We start from the raw sequence: 17,020 nt of genomic DNA, 5'->3' as shown, positions 1-17,020 counted from the left end.
ACAGTGTATATTCATCCAGTCTTTAGCCGTATACTCCTGCATTATTTATACGCCCGCCGTGCGAGGCCATCTTGGACAAGATCCTGATTCGTGGGGCTAGAACCCACAACCTGAAGAACATCGACCTGACCCTGCCCCGGGACAAACTGATTGTCATCACCGGCTTGTCCGGGTCCGGCAAGTCGTCGCTGGCGTTCGATACGCTGTATGCCGAAGGCCAGCGTCGCTATGTGGAGTCGCTGTCGGCCTACGCCCGGCAATTCCTGTCGATGATGGAAAAGCCTGATGTCGACACCATTGAAGGCTTGTCGCCAGCCATTTCCATCGAACAGAAATCGACCTCCCACAACCCGCGTTCCACCGTGGGCACCATCACCGAAATCTACGATTACCTGCGCCTGCTGTACGCACGCGTCGGTATTCCGCGCTGCCCGGACCACGACATCCCTCTGGAAGCGCAGACCGTCAGCCAGATGGTCGACCTGGTGCTGGCCCAGCCGGAAGGCGCCAAGCTGATGCTGTTGGCCCCGGTAATTCGCGAGCGCAAGGGCGAGCACCTGTCGGTGTTCGAAGAGCTGCGCGCCCAGGGTTTTGTCCGCGCCCGGATCAACGGCAAGCTCTATGAGCTGGATGAAGCACCAAAGCTGGATAAACAGAAGAAGCACACCATCGATGTGGTGGTCGACCGTTTCAAGGTGCGCGCCGATCTGCAGCAACGTCTGGCGGAGTCGTTCGAGACCGCGCTGAAACTGGCGGACGGTATCGCCCTGGTGGCGCCGATGGACGACGAGCCCGGCGAAGAAATCATCTTCTCCGCGCGCTTCGCCTGCCCGATCTGCGGCCATGCCATCAGCGAGCTGGAGCCCAAGCTGTTCTCCTTCAACAACCCGGCCGGCGCCTGCCCGACCTGTGATGGGTTGGGGGTCAAGCAGTTCTTCGACATCAAGCGCCTGGTCAATGGTGACCTGACACTGGCGGAAGGCGCGATACGTGGCTGGGACCGGCGCAATGTGTATTACTTCCAGATGCTCGGGTCATTGGCTGCCCACTATAAATTCAGCCTGGAAGTGCCATTCAACGAACTGCCGGCCGAGCAACAGAAAGTCATCCTCCATGGCAGCGGCTCGCAGAACGTCGACTTCAAGTACCTGAACGACCGTGGCGACATCGTCAAGCGCTCCCACCCGTTCGAAGGGATCGTGCCCAACCTGGAGCGCCGCTATCGGGAAACCGAGTCGGCCAGCGTGCGCGAGGAACTGGCCAAGTTCCTCAGCACCCAGCCCTGCCCGGATTGCCGCGGCACCCGCTTGCGTCGCGAGGCCCGCCACGTGTGGGTCGGCGAGAAGACCCTGCCGGCGGTGACCAACCTGCCGATCGGTGATGCCTGCGAATACTTCGCCGTACTGAAGCTGACCGGGCGACGTGGCGAGATTGCCGACAAGATCCTCAAGGAAATCCGCGAGCGCCTGCAGTTTCTGGTCAACGTGGGCCTGGACTATCTGTCCCTGGATCGCAGTGCCGACACCCTGTCCGGCGGCGAGGCCCAGCGCATTCGCCTGGCCAGCCAGATCGGCGCCGGCCTGGTGGGCGTGCTGTACATCCTCGACGAGCCGTCCATCGGCCTGCACCAGCGCGACAATGATCGCTTGCTGGGCACGCTCAAGCACCTGCGCGACATCGGCAACACGGTGATTGTGGTCGAACACGATGAGGACGCCATTCGCCTCGCGGACTACGTGGTCGATATCGGTCCCGGTGCGGGCGTGCATGGCGGGCATATTGTTGCCCAGGGCACCCCGGCCGAAGTCATGGCCCACCCGGACTCGCTGACCGGCAAGTACCTGTCTGGCCGGGTAAAAATCGAGGTGCCGGCCAAACGTACCCCACGGAATAAAAAACAGGCACTGCACCTCAAGGGCGCGCGCGGCAACAACCTGCGCAATGTCGACCTGGAAATCCCCCTGGGCCTGCTGACATGCGTGACCGGTGTATCCGGTTCAGGCAAGTCGACCTTGATCAACAACACCCTCTTCCCCCTCAGCGCCACGGCATTGAACGGTGCCACCACCCTGGAAGCAGCCGCCCATGACAGCATCAAGGGCCTGGAGCTGCTGGATAAAGTAGTGGATATCGACCAGAGCCCGATTGGTCGCACTCCCCGCTCCAACCCGGCGACCTATACCGGGCTGTTCACGCCGATACGCGAACTGTTCGCCGGTGTGCCGGAGTCCCGCTCCCGTGGTTATGGGCCTGGGCGGTTTTCCTTCAACGTCAAGGGTGGGCGCTGCGAAGCTTGCCAGGGCGACGGCCTGATCAAGGTCGAGATGCACTTTTTGCCTGACATCTACGTTCCGTGCGATGTGTGCAAGAGCAAGCGCTACAACCGCGAAACCCTGGAGATCAAGTACAAGGGCAAGAACATCCACGAAACCCTCGAGATGACCATCGAGGAAGCGCGGGTGTTCTTTGACGCGGTACCGGCCTTGGCGCGTAAGCTCCAGACCCTGATGGACGTGGGCTTGTCGTATATCAAGCTGGGGCAGTCGGCGACCACGCTGTCCGGTGGCGAGGCGCAGCGGGTGAAGCTGTCTCGCGAGCTGTCCAAGCGCGATACCGGCAAGACCCTGTATATCCTCGATGAACCGACCACCGGCCTGCACTTCGCGGATATCCAGCAATTGCTCGACGTGCTGCATCGCCTGCGCGACCACGGCAACACCGTGGTGGTGATCGAACACAACCTGGATGTGATCAAGACGGCCGACTGGCTGGTGGACCTGGGGCCGGAAGGCGGTTCCAAGGGTGGGCAGATTATTGCGGTGGGCACGCCGGAGCAGGTCTCCGAGATGCCGCAATCCCACACGGGCTACTATCTGAAGCCGTTGCTGGCGCGCGACCGGGCCTGACTCTTCAGGCCCAACAAAAAGCCCCTGTCACCGTAGCGGTGACAGGGGCTTTTTTATTGCCGACGGAATCAGAACTGCGATTGCAGGTAATTTTCCAGGCCGATCAATTTGATCAGACCCAGCTGCTTTTCCAGCCAGTAGGTGTGATCTTCTTCAGTATCGTTCAACTGTACGCGCAGGATTTCCCGGGTCACGTAGTCATTGTGCTTCTCGCAAAGCTCAATGCCTTTGCACAGTGCTGCACGAACCTTGTATTCCAGGCGCAAGTCGCTGGCGAGCATCTCAGGCACAGTGGTACCGGTATCCAGGTCGTCAGGACGCATACGCGGCGTGCCTTCGAGCATCAGGATACGGCGCATCAGCGCGTCGGCGTGCTGTGCCTCTTCTTCCATTTCGTGATTGATACGCTCGTAGAGCTCGGTAAAGCCCCAGTCTTCGTACATACGCGAGTGAATGAAATATTGGTCACGAGCTGCCAGTTCGCCCGTCAGCAACGTGTTGAGGTAATCGATTACGTCGGGGTGACCTTGCATCGCCCTACATCTCCCTACTTGAAAGACTGTAGTTTGAACCAAGCGGACCCGCAGGTCACGGGATGAACGGCATAAAAGTGATGTTTTTCGGAGAAAAGTAGCTGAAATAACGCAAAAACCGCCCAAATGAGGGCGGTTCTGCTTATCACTTAGAGTTAGTTAAGCGATACACCCAGTGCAGTTGCGATCCCTTCTCCATACGCCGGATCGGCCTTGAAAAAGTGCTGCAACTGACGCTGAACCACATCGCTGGAAACACCCGCCATCGCGCCCGCGATGTTGTTGATCAACAGCGCCTTTTGCTCAGCATTCATCAGGCGGAACAGCGCACCGGCGTGGCTGTAGTAATCCGTGTCTTCGCGGTGATCGTAGCGATCAGCTGCACCACTCAGAGCCAGGGCAGGTTCTGCGTACTGCGGCGCCTGTTTGGGGGCATCGGCGTAGCTGTTTGGCTCGTAGTTCGGGGCCGCGCCACCGTTGCTGCCGAACGCCATGGAACCGTCACGCTGGTAAGTATTGACGGGACTGCGTGGAGCATTCACCGGCAGGTGCTGATGGTTGGTCCCGATACGGTAGCGATGCGCATCGGCGTAAGCAAAGACACGCCCCTGCAGCATGCGATCTGGCGACAAACCGACACCTGGTACCATGTTGCTTGGACCGAACGCGGCTTGCTCCACTTCGGCGAAGTAGTTCTGCGGATTGCGGTTCAACTCCAGCTCGCCCACCTCAATCAACGGGAATTCTTTCTGAGACCAGGTTTTGGTCACGTCGAAGGGATTCTCGTAGTGCGCGTTGGCCTGGGCCTCAGTCATGATCTGGATACACACGCGCCATTTCGGGAAGTCGCCGCGCTCGATGGCCCCAAACAGATCGCGCTGAGCATAATCCGGATCGGTACCGGCCAGGCGCGCAGCATCGGCAGGCGCCAGGTTCTTGATGCCTTGCTTGGTCTTGTAGTGCCATTTCACCCAGTGACGCTCGCCATTGGCGTTGATCAAGCTGTAAGTGTGACTACCAAAGCCATGCATGTGGCGGTAGCCGTCCGGGATACCCCGGTCCGAGAACAGGATGGTGACCTGGTGCAGCGCCTCAGGCGAATGCGACCAGAAGTCCCACATCATCTGCGCACTTTTCAGGTTGCTTTGCGGCAGGCGCTTTTGGGTGTGGATGAAATCGGGGAATTTCAGCGGGTCACGGATAAAGAATACCGGGGTATTGTTGCCAACGATGTCCCAGTTGCCTTCTTCGGTGTAGAACTTCAATGCGAAGCCACGTGGGTCGCGCTCGGTGTCTGCGGAGCCGCGCTCGCCACCCACTGTCGAGAAACGCAGGAAGGTTGGCGTCTGCTTGCCAACAGCGTCAAACAGCTTGGCGCTAGTGTACTGGGTGATGTCCTTGGTGACCGTGAACGTGCCATAGGCTCCCGAGCCTTTGGCGTGTACACGACGCTCTGGGATGTTTTCGCGGTTGAAATGGGCAAGCTTCTCGATCAGATGAAAGTCGTCGAGCAGCAGCGGGCCACGCGGACCTGCGGAACGGGAATTCTGGTTATCGGCAACGGGAGCACCGCTGGCGGTTGTAAGGGTTTTATTCTGGCTCATGCTCAATCTCCTCAGGTCAGTCTTGGAACTGCCGGCTAATCGGCTTGGAGGGAGTATTGACCAGGAAGATGACACCATCAAATTTATTAAATCATGCTTATCGATAGTTAATTACTAACGGTGACTTGGCTCGCATAGCCACAACTCAATCAATACCCGCCATGAACTTTTCTATCGCCCACAAAAAACCGGGCACTAGGCCCGGTTTTTCGTAGCAGACTGTCGTCTTACTCGGCGGATACAGCTTCGCCAGCAGTAGCACGATCAACCAACTCGACGTACGCCATAGGCGCGTTGTCGCCAGTGCGGAAACCGCACTTGAGGATGCGCAGGTAGCCACCCTCACGGGTAGCGTAGCGCTTGCCCAGGTCGTTGAAGAGCTTACCAACGATAGCTTTCGAGCGAGTACGGTCGAAAGCCAAACGGCGGTTAGCCAGGCTGTCTGTCTTGGCCAAAGTGATTAGCGGCTCAGCAACGCGACGCAGTTCTTTGGCTTTCGGCAGTGTAGTTTTAATCAGCTCGTGCTCGAACAGCGACACCGCCATGTTTTGAAACATGGCCTTGCGGTGCGAGCTGGTACGGCTCAGGTGACGACCACTTTTACGATGACGCATGGTTCATTCCTTACCAAACTCACGTTCGGTGATTACGACGATCAGGCAGTCGCCTTGTCGTCCTTCTTAAGACTTGCAGGCGGCCAGTTGTCGAGGCGCATGCCGAGGGACAGACCGCGGGAGGCCAGAACGTCCTTGATTTCAGTCAAGGATTTCTTGCCCAGGTTCGGAGTCTTCAACAGTTCTACTTCGGTACGCTGAATCAGGTCACCGATGTAGTAAATGTTTTCCGCCTTAAGGCAGTTAGCCGAACGTACAGTCAGTTCCAGATCGTCAACCGGGCGAAGCAGGATCGGATCGATCTCGTCTTCCTGCTCGATTACCACTGGTTCGCTGTCACCCTTGAGGTCGACGAACGCAGCCAACTGCTGTTGCAGGATGGTTGCAGCGCGGCGAATAGCCTCTTCAGGATCCAGAGTACCGTTGGTTTCCAGATCAATAACCAGCTTGTCCAGGTTAGTACGCTGCTCGACACGGGCGTTTTCCACCACGTATGCGATACGGCGAACCGGGCTGAACGAAGAGTCAAGCTGCAAGCGACCAATGCTGCGGCTTTCGTCTTCATCGCTCTGACGCGAGTCGGCCGGTTCATAACCACGACCACGAGCTACGGTGAGCTTCATGTTCAGGGCGCCGTTAGACGCCAGGTTAGCGATTACGTGATCGGGATTAACGATCTCGACATCATGATCCAGCTGAATATCGGCAGCGGTAACCACCCCCGAACCCTTCTTCGACAAGGTCAGCGTAACTTCGTCACGGCCGTGCAGCTTGATAGCCAGACCTTTAAGGTTCAACAGGATTTCAATTACGTCTTCCTGTACACCTTCGATGGCGCTGTACTCGTGGAGCACACCGTCAATCTCGGCCTCGACTACTGCACAGCCGGGCATTGAGGACAACAGGATGCGGCGCAGCGCGTTGCCCAGGGTGTGGCCAAAACCACGCTCGAGAGGCTCGAGAGTGATCTTGGCGCGGGTTGGACTGACAACCTGCACATCAATGTGGCGGGGTGTCAGGAACTCATTTACCGAAATCTGCATGGATGCACCTATTTTCTAGCCCTTACTTGGAGTAGAGCTCGACAATCAGGCTTTCGTTGATGTCGGCGGACAGATCACTGCGAGCAGGAACGTTCTTGAAAACGCCCGACTTCTTCTCAGTGTCTACTTCTACCCATTCTACGCGGCCACGTTGGGCACACAGATCGAGAGCTTGGACAATGCGAAGTTGGTTTTTTGCTTTCTCGCGAATCGCGACCACGTCACCAGCACGAACCTGGTAGGACGGGACGTTAACGGTTTGGCCGTTTACGCTAACGGATTTATGCGATACCAGCTGACGGGATTCGGCACGAGTCGAACCAAAGCCCATACGGTATACAACGTTGTCCAGACGGCATTCGAGCAGTTGCAGCAGGTTTTCACCGGTTGCACCTTTCTTGCCAGCAGCTTCTTTGTAGTAGCCGCTGAACTGACGCTCGAGAACGCCGTAGATACGACGGACCTTCTGCTTTTCACGCAGTTGGGTGCCGTAGTCGGACTGGCGACCGCGGCGTTGGCCGTGGATACCAGGTGCTGCTTCAATGTTGCACTTCGATTCGATCGCGCGCACGCCGCTCTTCAGAAAGAGATCGGTGCCTTCGCGACGAGCGAGTTTGCATTTTGGACCAATGTAACGAGCCATTCTTTACAATCTCCTGGATTACACGCGGCGCTTCTTCGGCGGACGGCACCCGTTGTGCGGGATTGGCGTCACGTCGGTGATGCTGGCGATCTTATAGCCACAGCCGTTCAAAGCACGGACAGCAGACTCACGACCTGGACCTGGACCCTTAACGTTAACGTCGAGGTTTTTCAGGCCATATTCCAGCGCAGCTTGACCAGCACGTTCAGCAGCTACTTGAGCAGCAAACGGGGTGGACTTGCGGGAACCGCGGAAACCCGAACCACCAGAGGTAGCCCAAGAAAGCGCGTTACCTTGACGGTCGGTGATGGTCACGATGGTGTTGTTAAAAGATGCATGGATGTGGGCGATGCCATCAACCACTGTCTTTTTAACTTTTTTACGAGGACGAGCAGCAGGTTTTGCCATGATAATTTTCCTGTCGATTCGCTGGGGCGATTACTTGCGGATCGGCTTACGCGGACCTTTACGGGTACGCGCGTTAGTCTTGGTACGCTGACCGCGTACTGGAAGACCACGACGATGACGCAGACCGCGATAGCAACCGAGGTCCATCAAACGCTTGATTTTCATGTTGATTTCGCGACGCAGGTCACCTTCAGTGGTGAACTTCGCCACTTCGCCACGCAGCAATTCAATCTGCTCGTCGCTCAGATCCTTGATCTTAGCGGCTGGGTTTACCCCAGCAACTGCGCAAATTTTCTGCGCAGTAGTGCGACCAACACCATAGATGTAGGTCAGCGAGATAACAGTGTGCTTGTTATCTGGAATGTTAACGCCTGCAATACGGGCCATTCAGTGGGACTCCAATTGACAGCTACCTACGCCCCGGAAGCCAAGAAATAGGGCGCGAGATAATATCGCTGTAATAACAAATAATCAACCCGGCAGCGCACTAGCTGCCGGGCTTCAAGCGGATCACACTCAGCCTTGGCGCTGTTTGTGACGCGGTTCCGCGCTGCAAATTACTCGAACAACACCTTCGCGGCGAATAATCTTGCAGTTACGGCACAGCTTTTTCACCGATGCACGAACTTTCATCACCAACTCCTCGAACCTTATGGGGTACTCAGCGCAACATGCCGCTGCCGTAGCCCTTCAGGTTGGCTTTCTTCATCAGGGATTCGTACTGGTGCGAAACGAGGTGCGATTGTACTTGGGACATGAAGTCCATCACAACCACGACCACGATCAGCAACGAGGTCCCGCCAAGGTAGAACGGAACGTTTGCTGCAACCACCAGGAACTGGGGCAACAAGCACACGGCCGTCATATATAGAGCACCGAACAGGGTCAAGCGGGTCAGAACGCCATCAATGTAGCGCGCCGACTGCTCGCCTGGACGAATACCCGGAATAAAGGCACCGGACTTCTTCAGGTTTTCCGCTACGTCTTTCGGATTGAACATCAACGCCGTATAGAAGAAGCAGAAGAAAATAATCCCTGCACTAAACAGCAGAATATTCAACGGCTGACCAGGAGCGATCGACTGCGAGATGTCCTGCAACCAGCCCATACCTTCAGACTGACCGAACCAGGCACCCAACGAAGCCGGAAACAGCAAAATGCTGCTCGCGAAGATAGCAGGAATAACACCGGCCATATTCACTTTCAGCGGCAAGTGGCTGGTCTGCGCAGCGAAGACCTTGCGGCCCTGCTGACGCTTGGCGTAGTGAACAGCGATACGACGCTGACCACGCTCAATGAACACCACAAAACCGATAATCGCTACTGCCAGCAAACCGATGGCAACCAAGGCGAAGATATTGATATCACCCTGACGTGCAGACTCGAAAGACTGCCCGATTGCCCTCGGAAGACCGGCGACGATACCTGCGAAAATCAACATCGAGATACCGTTGCCAACACCACGTTCAGTAATCTGCTCACCCAGCCACATCATGAACATCGCACCAGCCACAAATGTGGTTACTGCAACGAAATGGAAGCCAAAGTCACCAGTGAACGCTACGCCCTGCCCCGCCAGACCAATGGACATGCCAATAGCCTGGACAAGAGCAAGAACGACAGTGAGGTAGCGGGTGTACTGGCTAATCTTGCGACGACCAGCTTCACCTTCCTTCTTCAACTGCTCCAGCTGCGGGCTGACGGCGCTCATCAACTGCATGATGATCGATGCCGAAATGTACGGCATGATCCCCAGTGCAAAGATGCTCATCCGCTCCAGCGCGCCGCCGGAAAACATGTTGAACAAGCTAAGAATGGTCCCCTCATTCTGTCGAAACAGGTCTGCGAGTCGGTCCGGGTTGATACCTGGAACCGGGATGTGTGCGCCTATTCGGTAGACGATAATCGCCAGGAACAGAAAACGCAGACGAGCCCAAAGTTCAGACATACCGCCTTTGCCGAGCGCTGAGAGAGCACCTTGCTTAGCCATTTATTCCTCGAACTTGCCGCCAGCTGCTTCGATAGCCGAACGCGCACCTTTGGTGGCGCCGATTCCCTTGCCGATAGTGACAGCGCGAGTCACTTCACCGGACAGCATGATTTTCACACGCTGTACGTTGACGTTGATCACGTTGGCATCTTTCAGGGTCTGCACGGTAACGATGTCGCCTTCCACTTTAGCCAGCTCGGACAGACGCACTTCTGCGCGGTCCATGGCCTTCAGGGAAACGAAACCGAACTTCGGCAGGCGACGATGCAGCGGCTGTTGACCGCCTTCAAAGCCTGGAGCGATGGTGCCACCGGAGCGGGAGGTTTGACCTTTGTGGCCACGGCCACCAGTCTTACCCAAACCGCTACCGATACCACGGCCCGGACGATGCTTTTCGCGACGGGAACCCGGCGCTGGACTCAGATCATTGAGTTTCATCGATTAACCCTCGACACGCAGCATGTAGTAAGCCTTGTTGATCATCCCGCGATTCTCGGGAGTATCCTGGACTTCTACAGTGTGACCGATGCGACGCAGACCCAAACCCTTAACGCACAATTTGTGGTTAGGGATGCGGCCGGTCATGCTTTTGATCAGCGTTACTTTAACGGTAGCCATGATCAGAAGATCTCCTTGACGCTTTTGCCACGCTTGGCGGCAATGGATTCAGGAGATTGCATAGCTTTCAAACCTTTGAAAGTGGCATGAACCACGTTTACCGGGTTAGTCGAGCCGTAGCACTTGGCCAGAACGTTCTGAACGCCAGCAACCTCGAGGACAGCACGCATAGCGCCGCCAGCGATGATACCGGTACCTTCAGAGGCAGGCTGCATGTACACCTTCGAAGCGCCGTGAGCGGACTTCATTGCGTACTGCAGGGTGGTGCCGTTCAGGTCAACTTGGATCATGTTGCGACGAGCAGCTTCCATTGCCTTCTGGATCGCAGCAGGCACTTCACGCGACTTGCCACGGCCGAAGCCAACACGGCCCTTACCATCACCAACCACGGTCAACGCGGTGAAGGTGAAGATACGGCCGCCTTTAACGGTTTTGGCTACGCGGTTAACTTGAACCAGCTTCTCAATGTAGCCTTCGTCGCGCTTTTGGTCGTTATTTGACATAACTTAGAACTCCAGCCCAGCTTCACGAGCAGCATCAGCCAGCGCTTTAACGCGGCCGTGGTACTTGAAGCCAGAGCGGTCGAAAGCCACTTGCGAGACGCCAGCGGCCTTAGCACGCGTAGCGACCAGCTGGCCAACCTTAGTGGCCGCGTCGATGTTGCCAGTGGCACCATCACGCAGTTCTTTATCCAAAGTCGAGGCGCTTGCCAGGACTTTGTTGCCGTCGGCCGAGATGACCTGGGCGTAGATGTGCTGCGACGAGCGGAACACGCAGAGACGCACGACTTCGAGTTCGTGCATTTTCAGGCGTGCTTTGCGAGCGCGACGCAGTCGAGTAACTTTTTTGTCGGTCATTTGCTATGCCCTACTTCTTCTTGGCTTCTTTACGACGGACGACTTCGTCCGCGTAGCGCACACCTTTGCCTTTGTACGGCTCTGGTGGACGGAAGTCGCGGATCTCGGCAGCCACTTGACCTACCAGCTGCTTATCGATGCCCTTGATCAGGATATCGGTCTGGCTAGGAGTTTCAGCGGTGATGCCTTCCGGCAGTTCGTAATCCACTGGGTGCGAGAAGCCAAGGGCCAGGTTCAAAACCGTGCCTTTTGCTTGCGCTTTGTAACCAACACCGACCAGCTGGAGCTTACGCTCGAAGCCTTGGCTTACGCCTTGGACCATGTTGTTTACCAACGCACGCGTGGTACCGGCCATTGCGCGAGTTTGTTGATCGCCATTGCGAGCAGCGAAACGCAGCTCACCAGCTTCTTCAACGATCTCAACGGACGAATGGATGTTCAGTTCAAGAGTACCCTTGGCACCCTTCACCGAAAGCTGTTGGCCTGCGAATTTTACTTCGACACCGGCTGGCAGCTTAACGGGGTTCTTAGCGACGCGAGACATGCTTATCCCCCCTTAGAACACAGTGCAAAGAACTTCGCCGCCGACACCGGCAGCGCGCGCAGCACGATCCGTCATCACACCTTTGTTGGTGGAGACGATAGACACGCCAAGACCGCCACGAACTTTCGGCAGATCTTCAACGGACTTGTACTGACGCAGGCCTGGACGGCTAACGCGCTTCACTTCCTCGATGACCGGACGGCCTTCGAAGTACTTCAGCTCGATGGACAGCAGTGGCTTGATTTCGCTGCTGATCTGATAACCCGCAATGTAGCCTTCGTCTTTCAGGACTTTGGCAACAGCTACCTTCAACGTGGAAGATGGCATGCTTACGACGGACTTTTCAGCCATCTGGGCATTACGGATACGAGTTAGCATGTCCGCTAACGGGTCCTGCATACTCATGGGCTAGACGCTCCTAATACAAAAAAATTAGCCTTGCGGCTACATATGTCACCGAGAATCTCCGGGCATAAAACACACGGGCTCAGGCGAGCCGCGTATTTTAGACACACTCCGGAAATGAAACAAGCCCCAAAAGGGGCTTGTTCCAGATTCTAGGCCACCGGCGGTCAGTATCTTGCGATCCTGGCCACCGAGACTTCGAAAGTACTTACCAGCTGGCTTTAACCAGACCTGGTACGTCACCACGCATTGCAGCTTCACGCAGTTTGTTACGGCCGAGGCCGAACTTGCGGTAAACACCGTGTGGACGACCGGTCAGGCGGCAGCGGTTACGCATGCGCGAAGCGCTTGCGTCACGTGGCTGCTTCTGCAGCGCTACTGTAGCTTCCCAACGCGCTTCTGGACTTGCGTTCAGATCAACGATGATAGCTTTCAGTGCTGCACGCTTCTTGGCGTACTTGGCAACCGTGAGCTGACGCTTCAGCTCGCGGTTTTTCATGCTCATCTTGGCCATGGTCCTACTCCAATCAGTTGCGGAACGGGAATTTGAACGCACGCAGCAGAGCGCGGCCTTCATCATCGTTCTTGGCAGTGGTGGTCAGGGTGATGTCCAGACCGCGGAGAGCATCGATCTTGTCGTAGTCGATTTCCGGGAAGATGATCTGCTCTTTCACGCCCATGCTGTAGTTACCACGACCATCGAAGGACTTGGCATTCAGGCCGCGGAAGTCGCGAACCCGAGGCAGGGAGATCGACAGCAGACGATCCAGGAACTCGTACATACGCTCACGGCGCAGAGTCACTTTGACACCGATCGGCCAACCTTCACGGACTTTAAAGCCAGCGATGGATTTCCGAGCGTAAGTCACAACGACTTTTTGACCGGTGATCTTTTCCAGGTCAGCAACAGCGTGCTCGATGACTTTTTTGTCACCGATCGCTTCGCCCAGACCCATGTTCAGGGTGATTTTGGTAACGCGCGGAACTTCCATCACGTTCGAAAGCTTAAGTTCTTCCTTAAGCTTCGGAGCGATTTCCTTCCGGTAAATCTCTTTTAGTCGTGCCATGGTCTTATCTACCTAGCAGTGTTCAAGCATCAACCGCTTTTTGGGTCGACTTGAAGACACGAATTTTCTTACCGTCTTCTACTTTGAAACCAACGCGATCAGCCTTGTTGGTTTCGCCGTTGAAGATGGCGACGTTAGAAGCGTGCAATGGCGCTTCTTTCTCGACGATACCGCCCTGTACGCCCGACGCGGGGTTTGGCTTGGTATGACGCTTGACCAGGTTCAGACCACCAATGACCAGACGGTCATCAGCAAGAACCTTCAGCACCTTACCGCGCTTACCTTTGTCTTTGCCGGCGATCACGATGATCTCGTCGTCACGACGAATCTTTTGCATGTCGGATCTCCTTACAGCACTTCTGGGGCGAGCGAGACGATCTTCATGAACTTCTCAGTACGAAGTTCACGGGTCACTGGCCCAAAGATACGGGTGCCGATCGGCTCTTGCTTGTTGTTCAGAAGAACAGCAGCGTTGCCATCAAAGCGGATAATGGAGCCATCAGCACGACGTACGCCGTGACGAGTGCGGACTACAACAGCAGTCATCACTTGGCCTTTTTTCACTTTACCGCGAGGAATTGCTTCCTTCACGGTAACTTTGATGATGTCACCGATACCAGCGTAACGACGATGGGAGCCACCCAGCACCTTGATGCACATAACACGGCGAGCGCCGCTGTTATCGGCCACATCGAGCATGGATTGAGTCTGAATCATATAATTTCTCCGACCCCTAGTCCTTAGACTTCCACAGCGCGTTCGAGAACATCAACCAGTGCCCAAGACTTGGTCTTGGCCAGCGGACGAGTTTCACGAATAGTGACTTTGTCGCCGATGTGGCACTGATTGGTTTCGTCGTGCGCGTGCAGCTTAGTCGAACGCTTAACATATTTACCGTAGATCGGGTGCTTAACGCGACGCTCGATCAAAACGGTGATGGTTTTGTCCATCTTGTCGCTGACAACACGGCCAGTCAGCGTACGGACAGTCTTTTCGGCTTCAGCCATGATCACTTACCTGCCTGCTGGTTGAGCACAGTCTTCACGCGAGCGATGTCACGCTTAACTTGCGAGAGCAGATGAGACTGCCCCAACTGGCCAGTTGCTTTCTGCATACGCAGATTGAACTGGTCGCGCAGCAGGCCGAGCAGTTGCTCGTTCAGCTGCTGTGCGGATTTTTCACGAAGTTCATTCGCTTTCATCACATCACCGTCCGTTTAACAAAGGCGGTGGCGAGCGGCAGCTTTGCAGCAGCCAGGGCAAAAGCCTCACGCGCCAGCTCTTCAGTTACACCCTCGATTTCATACAGGACTTTGCCTGGCTGAATCTGGGCTACCCAGTATTCCACGTTACCCTTACCTTTACCCATCCGAACCTCGAGAGGTTTTTTGGAGATCGGCTTGTCCGGGAATACACGGATCCAGATCTTGCCACCACGTTTTACGTGACGGGTCAGTGCACGACGCGCTGACTCGATCTGACGAGCGGTGAGACGACCACGAGCTACAGACTTCAGCGCGAACTCGCCGAAGCTGACTTTGCTACCGCGCTGAGCCAGACCACGGTTGTGGCCTGTCATCTGCTTGCGGAACTTCGTACGCTTAGGTTGCAACATTTGGCGTACCCCTTACTTAGCAGCTTTTTTACGAGGCGCTGGTGCTTGTGGTTTCAGTTCTTCTTGGCGACCACCAATTACTTCGCCCTTGAAGATCCAAACCTTTACACCGATCACACCGTAAGTGGTGTGAGCTTCGTAGTTGGCATAGTCGATGTCGGCACGCAGGGTGTGCAACGGCACACGACCTTCGCGATACCATTCAGTACGTGCGATTTCAGCACCGCCGAGACGACCGCTCACTTGGATTTTGATGCCCTTGGCACCAATGCGCATGGCGTTCTGTACAGCGCGCTTCATAGCACGACGGAACATTACGCGGCGCTCCAGCTGCTGAGCTACGCTCTGCGCAACCAGCATACCGTCGAGCTCCGGCTTGCGGATCTCTTCGATATTGATGTGCACAGGCACACCCATTTGCTTGGTCAGGTCCTGACGCAGTTTCTCAACATCTTCACCTTTCTTCCCGATAACGATACCTGGACGAGCGGTGTGGATAGTGATACGTGCAGTTTGGGCCGGACGATGGATATCGATACGGCTTACGGACGCGCTTTTTAGTTTGTCTTGGAGATACTCACGCACCTTCAGATCAGCGAACAAATAGTCCGCATAAGTCCGACCGTCTGCGTACCAGACGGAGGTGTGCTCCTTGACGATTCCCAGGCGAATGCCAATGGGATGTACTTTCTGACCCATCTCTTCGACTCCGTTACTTGTCAGCAACCTTGACAGTGATATGGCAAGACCGCTTGACGATGCGATCAGCACGGCCTTTGGCACGCGGCATGATACGCTTCAGCGAACGCCCTTCGTTGACGAAAACGGTGCTGACCTTCAGGTCATCAACGTCTGCGCCTTCGTTATGCTCGGCGTTGGCTACGGCCGACTCCAGCACTTTCTTCATGATCTCGGCGGCTTTCTTACTGCTGAAAGCCAACAAGTTGAGCGCTTCGCCCACCTTCTTCCCGCGGATCTGGTCGGCGACCAAGCGGGCTTTCTGGGCGGAGATTCGAGCGCCCGACAACTTAGCGGCTACTTCCATTTCCTAACCCCTTAACGCTTGGCTTTCTTGTCTGCCACGTGCCCACGATAAGTGCGGGTACCGGCAAACTCGCCCAGTTTGTGGCCGACCATGTCTTCGTTAACGAGAACTGGGACGTGCTGACGACCGTTGTGTACTGCGATGGTCAAACCGACCATTTGTGGCAGGATCATAGAACGGCGCGACCAGGTCTTAACTGGTTTGCGATCGTTCTTTTCCGCCGCCACTTCGATCTTCTTCAGTAGGTGAAGATCAATAAAAGGACCTTTTTTCAGAGAACGTGGCACTGTCGTATCCCTCTATTTACTTGCGACGACGGACGATCATTTTGTCGGTACGCTTATTACCACGAGTCTTCGCGCCCTTAGTCGGGAAGCCCCATGGCGATACCGGATGACGACCACCAGAGGTACGACCTTCACCACCACCGTGTGGGTGGTCAACCGGGTTCATGGCAACACCACGAACGGTTGGGCGAACGCCACGCCAGCGTTTGGCACCAGCTTTACCCAGCGAACGCAGGCTGTGCTCGGAGTTCGAGACTTCGCCCAGGGTCGCACGGCATTCAGCCAATACTTTACGCATCTCACCAGAACGCAGACGCAGGGTCACGTAGACACCTTCACGAGCGATCAGCTGAGCCGAAGCACCAGCGGAACGAGCGATCTGTGCGCCTTTACCTGGCTTCAATTCGATGCCGTGTACGGTGCTACCAACTGGAATGTTACGCAGTTGCAGAGCGTTGCCCGGCTTGATCGGTGCCAGGGCACCTGCGATCAGCTGGTCGCCAGCACTCACGCCTTTAGGCGCGATGATGTAGCGACGCTCGCCATCTGCGTACAGCAGCAGAGCGATGTGAGCAGTACGGTTTGGATCGTATTCGATACGCTCGACAGTGGCAGAGATGCCATCTTTGTCGTTGCGACGGAAATCGACCAGACGATAATGCTGCTTATGGCCACCACCGATGTGACGAGTGGTAATACGACCATTGTTGTTACGACCACCAGTCTTCGATTTCTTCTCGAGCAGCGGTGCGTGAGGAGCGCCTTTATGCAGCTCCTGGTTGACCACCTTGACCACAAAACGGCGGCCAGGGGAAGTCGGTTTGCATTTAACGATTGCCATG

Annotated in this window: 27 protein-coding genes; 1 reads left to right on the top strand and 26 read right to left on the bottom strand. The window is 55.9% G+C overall.

What is annotated here, in order from left to right; all coding sequences use genetic code 11:
• Positions 1-71 precede the first annotated feature (71 nt).
• Entirely contained in the window at positions 72-2,906 is a 2,835-nt protein-coding gene (uvrA, locus tag HBO12_RS04905; RefSeq protein WP_169951372.1) for an excinuclease ABC subunit UvrA, read from the top strand.
• A gap of 68 nt (positions 2,907-2,974) precedes the next feature.
• On the opposite strand, the gene bfr is transcribed toward uvrA, so the two are convergent.
• From bfr to rplB, 26 genes are all read right to left on the bottom strand, one after another.
• Complete coding sequence (gene bfr / locus HBO12_RS04900; RefSeq protein ID WP_029299402.1) at positions 2,975-3,439, bottom strand: bacterioferritin; 465 nt, start codon at positions 3,437-3,439, stop codon at positions 2,975-2,977.
• Positions 3,440-3,594: 155 nt separating this feature from the next.
• Positions 3,595-5,043 (bottom strand): catalase, encoded by a 1,449-nt coding sequence (locus HBO12_RS04895; RefSeq protein WP_169951374.1) that lies wholly within the window; start codon positions 5,041-5,043, stop codon positions 3,595-3,597.
• Between the two features lie 227 nt (positions 5,044-5,270).
• A complete protein-coding gene (gene rplQ / locus HBO12_RS04890; RefSeq protein ID WP_007918448.1) occupies positions 5,271-5,657 on the bottom strand; it encodes a 50S ribosomal protein L17 in 387 nt (128 codons plus the stop codon).
• A 41-nt stretch (positions 5,658-5,698) separates the two neighbouring features.
• The gene (locus HBO12_RS04885; RefSeq protein WP_003176403.1) at positions 5,699-6,700 is read right to left on the bottom strand and encodes a DNA-directed RNA polymerase subunit alpha; all 1,002 of its coding nucleotides are present in this window, start codon (positions 6,698-6,700) and stop codon (positions 5,699-5,701) included.
• A 22-nt stretch (positions 6,701-6,722) separates the two neighbouring features.
• Positions 6,723-7,343: a 30S ribosomal protein S4 gene (gene rpsD, locus HBO12_RS04880; RefSeq protein WP_003210056.1), complete on the bottom strand. Its 621-nt coding sequence runs from the start codon at positions 7,341-7,343 to the stop codon at positions 6,723-6,725.
• Positions 7,344-7,361: 18 nt separating this feature from the next.
• Positions 7,362-7,751: a 30S ribosomal protein S11 gene (gene rpsK / locus HBO12_RS04875; RefSeq protein WP_002555466.1), complete on the bottom strand. Its 390-nt coding sequence runs from the start codon at positions 7,749-7,751 to the stop codon at positions 7,362-7,364.
• Between the two features lie 30 nt (positions 7,752-7,781).
• Positions 7,782-8,138, bottom strand: coding sequence for a 30S ribosomal protein S13 (rpsM, locus tag HBO12_RS04870; RefSeq protein WP_024077676.1), 357 nt, complete (start codon positions 8,136-8,138; stop codon positions 7,782-7,784).
• Positions 8,139-8,267: 129 nt separating this feature from the next.
• Complete coding sequence (rpmJ, locus tag HBO12_RS04865) at positions 8,268-8,384, bottom strand: 50S ribosomal protein L36 (protein ID WP_002555468.1); 117 nt, start codon at positions 8,382-8,384, stop codon at positions 8,268-8,270.
• Between the two features lie 28 nt (positions 8,385-8,412).
• Positions 8,413-9,741: a preprotein translocase subunit SecY gene (gene secY / locus HBO12_RS04860; protein WP_053125863.1), complete on the bottom strand. Its 1,329-nt coding sequence runs from the start codon at positions 9,739-9,741 to the stop codon at positions 8,413-8,415.
• Entirely contained in the window at positions 9,742-10,179 is a 438-nt protein-coding gene (gene rplO, locus HBO12_RS04855; RefSeq protein WP_003176407.1) for a 50S ribosomal protein L15, read from the bottom strand.
• Positions 10,180-10,182: 3 nt separating this feature from the next.
• Positions 10,183-10,359 carry a 50S ribosomal protein L30 gene (gene rpmD, locus HBO12_RS04850; RefSeq protein WP_003176408.1) on the bottom strand — a complete coding sequence of 59 codons (177 nt, stop codon included), beginning with the start codon at positions 10,357-10,359 and terminating at the stop codon, positions 10,183-10,185.
• Between the two features lie 2 nt (positions 10,360-10,361).
• On the bottom strand, positions 10,362-10,862 hold the full coding sequence (gene rpsE / locus HBO12_RS04845; protein ID WP_003186035.1) for a 30S ribosomal protein S5: 501 nt from the start codon (positions 10,860-10,862) through the stop codon (positions 10,362-10,364).
• Positions 10,863-10,865: 3 nt separating this feature from the next.
• Positions 10,866-11,216, bottom strand: coding sequence for a 50S ribosomal protein L18 (gene rplR, locus HBO12_RS04840; RefSeq protein WP_003186037.1), 351 nt, complete (start codon positions 11,214-11,216; stop codon positions 10,866-10,868).
• A gap of 10 nt (positions 11,217-11,226) precedes the next feature.
• Complete coding sequence (gene rplF, locus HBO12_RS04835; protein ID WP_003176412.1) at positions 11,227-11,760, bottom strand: 50S ribosomal protein L6; 534 nt, start codon at positions 11,758-11,760, stop codon at positions 11,227-11,229.
• A gap of 12 nt (positions 11,761-11,772) precedes the next feature.
• Positions 11,773-12,165 carry a 30S ribosomal protein S8 gene (gene rpsH / locus HBO12_RS04830; RefSeq protein ID WP_017848802.1) on the bottom strand — a complete coding sequence of 131 codons (393 nt, stop codon included), beginning with the start codon at positions 12,163-12,165 and terminating at the stop codon, positions 11,773-11,775.
• Positions 12,166-12,373: 208 nt separating this feature from the next.
• Positions 12,374-12,679, bottom strand: coding sequence for a 30S ribosomal protein S14 (gene rpsN, locus HBO12_RS04825; RefSeq protein ID WP_003176414.1), 306 nt, complete (start codon positions 12,677-12,679; stop codon positions 12,374-12,376).
• Positions 12,680-12,692: 13 nt separating this feature from the next.
• Positions 12,693-13,232: a 50S ribosomal protein L5 gene (gene rplE / locus HBO12_RS04820; RefSeq protein WP_003210069.1), complete on the bottom strand. Its 540-nt coding sequence runs from the start codon at positions 13,230-13,232 to the stop codon at positions 12,693-12,695.
• Between the two features lie 22 nt (positions 13,233-13,254).
• The gene (rplX, locus tag HBO12_RS04815) at positions 13,255-13,569 is read right to left on the bottom strand and encodes a 50S ribosomal protein L24 (protein ID WP_029299388.1); all 315 of its coding nucleotides are present in this window, start codon (positions 13,567-13,569) and stop codon (positions 13,255-13,257) included.
• A gap of 11 nt (positions 13,570-13,580) precedes the next feature.
• Positions 13,581-13,949 carry a 50S ribosomal protein L14 gene (rplN, locus tag HBO12_RS04810; protein ID WP_002555479.1) on the bottom strand — a complete coding sequence of 123 codons (369 nt, stop codon included), beginning with the start codon at positions 13,947-13,949 and terminating at the stop codon, positions 13,581-13,583.
• 23 nt (positions 13,950-13,972) lie between these two features.
• Positions 13,973-14,239 (bottom strand): 30S ribosomal protein S17, encoded by a 267-nt coding sequence (gene rpsQ / locus HBO12_RS04805; RefSeq protein ID WP_003176419.1) that lies wholly within the window; start codon positions 14,237-14,239, stop codon positions 13,973-13,975.
• A 2-nt stretch (positions 14,240-14,241) separates the two neighbouring features.
• The gene (gene rpmC / locus HBO12_RS04800; protein ID WP_002555481.1) at positions 14,242-14,433 is read right to left on the bottom strand and encodes a 50S ribosomal protein L29; all 192 of its coding nucleotides are present in this window, start codon (positions 14,431-14,433) and stop codon (positions 14,242-14,244) included.
• The gene (rplP, locus tag HBO12_RS04795) at positions 14,433-14,846 is read right to left on the bottom strand and encodes a 50S ribosomal protein L16 (RefSeq protein WP_003232424.1); all 414 of its coding nucleotides are present in this window, start codon (positions 14,844-14,846) and stop codon (positions 14,433-14,435) included. Before rplP ends, rpmC begins: the two co-directional genes overlap by 1 nt.
• Positions 14,847-14,858: 12 nt before the next feature.
• Positions 14,859-15,545, bottom strand: a complete 687-nt coding sequence (gene rpsC / locus HBO12_RS04790; RefSeq protein ID WP_003176422.1) for a 30S ribosomal protein S3 — start codon at positions 15,543-15,545, stop codon at positions 14,859-14,861.
• A gap of 13 nt (positions 15,546-15,558) precedes the next feature.
• A complete protein-coding gene (gene rplV, locus HBO12_RS04785) occupies positions 15,559-15,891 on the bottom strand; it encodes a 50S ribosomal protein L22 (RefSeq protein WP_003103908.1) in 333 nt (110 codons plus the stop codon).
• Between the two features lie 11 nt (positions 15,892-15,902).
• The gene (gene rpsS / locus HBO12_RS04780) at positions 15,903-16,178 is read right to left on the bottom strand and encodes a 30S ribosomal protein S19 (protein WP_002555486.1); all 276 of its coding nucleotides are present in this window, start codon (positions 16,176-16,178) and stop codon (positions 15,903-15,905) included.
• A gap of 16 nt (positions 16,179-16,194) precedes the next feature.
• On the bottom strand, positions 16,195-17,019 hold the full coding sequence (gene rplB / locus HBO12_RS04775) for a 50S ribosomal protein L2 (protein WP_003176423.1): 825 nt from the start codon (positions 17,017-17,019) through the stop codon (positions 16,195-16,197).
• Position 17,020 lies beyond the last annotated feature (1 nt).

Source organism: Pseudomonas sp. WS 5059, from assembly GCF_012985525.1.
In the GTDB taxonomy this organism is placed as follows: domain Bacteria; phylum Pseudomonadota; class Gammaproteobacteria; order Pseudomonadales; family Pseudomonadaceae; genus Aquipseudomonas.
This window is presented reverse-complemented; position numbering and strand designations above follow the sequence as displayed.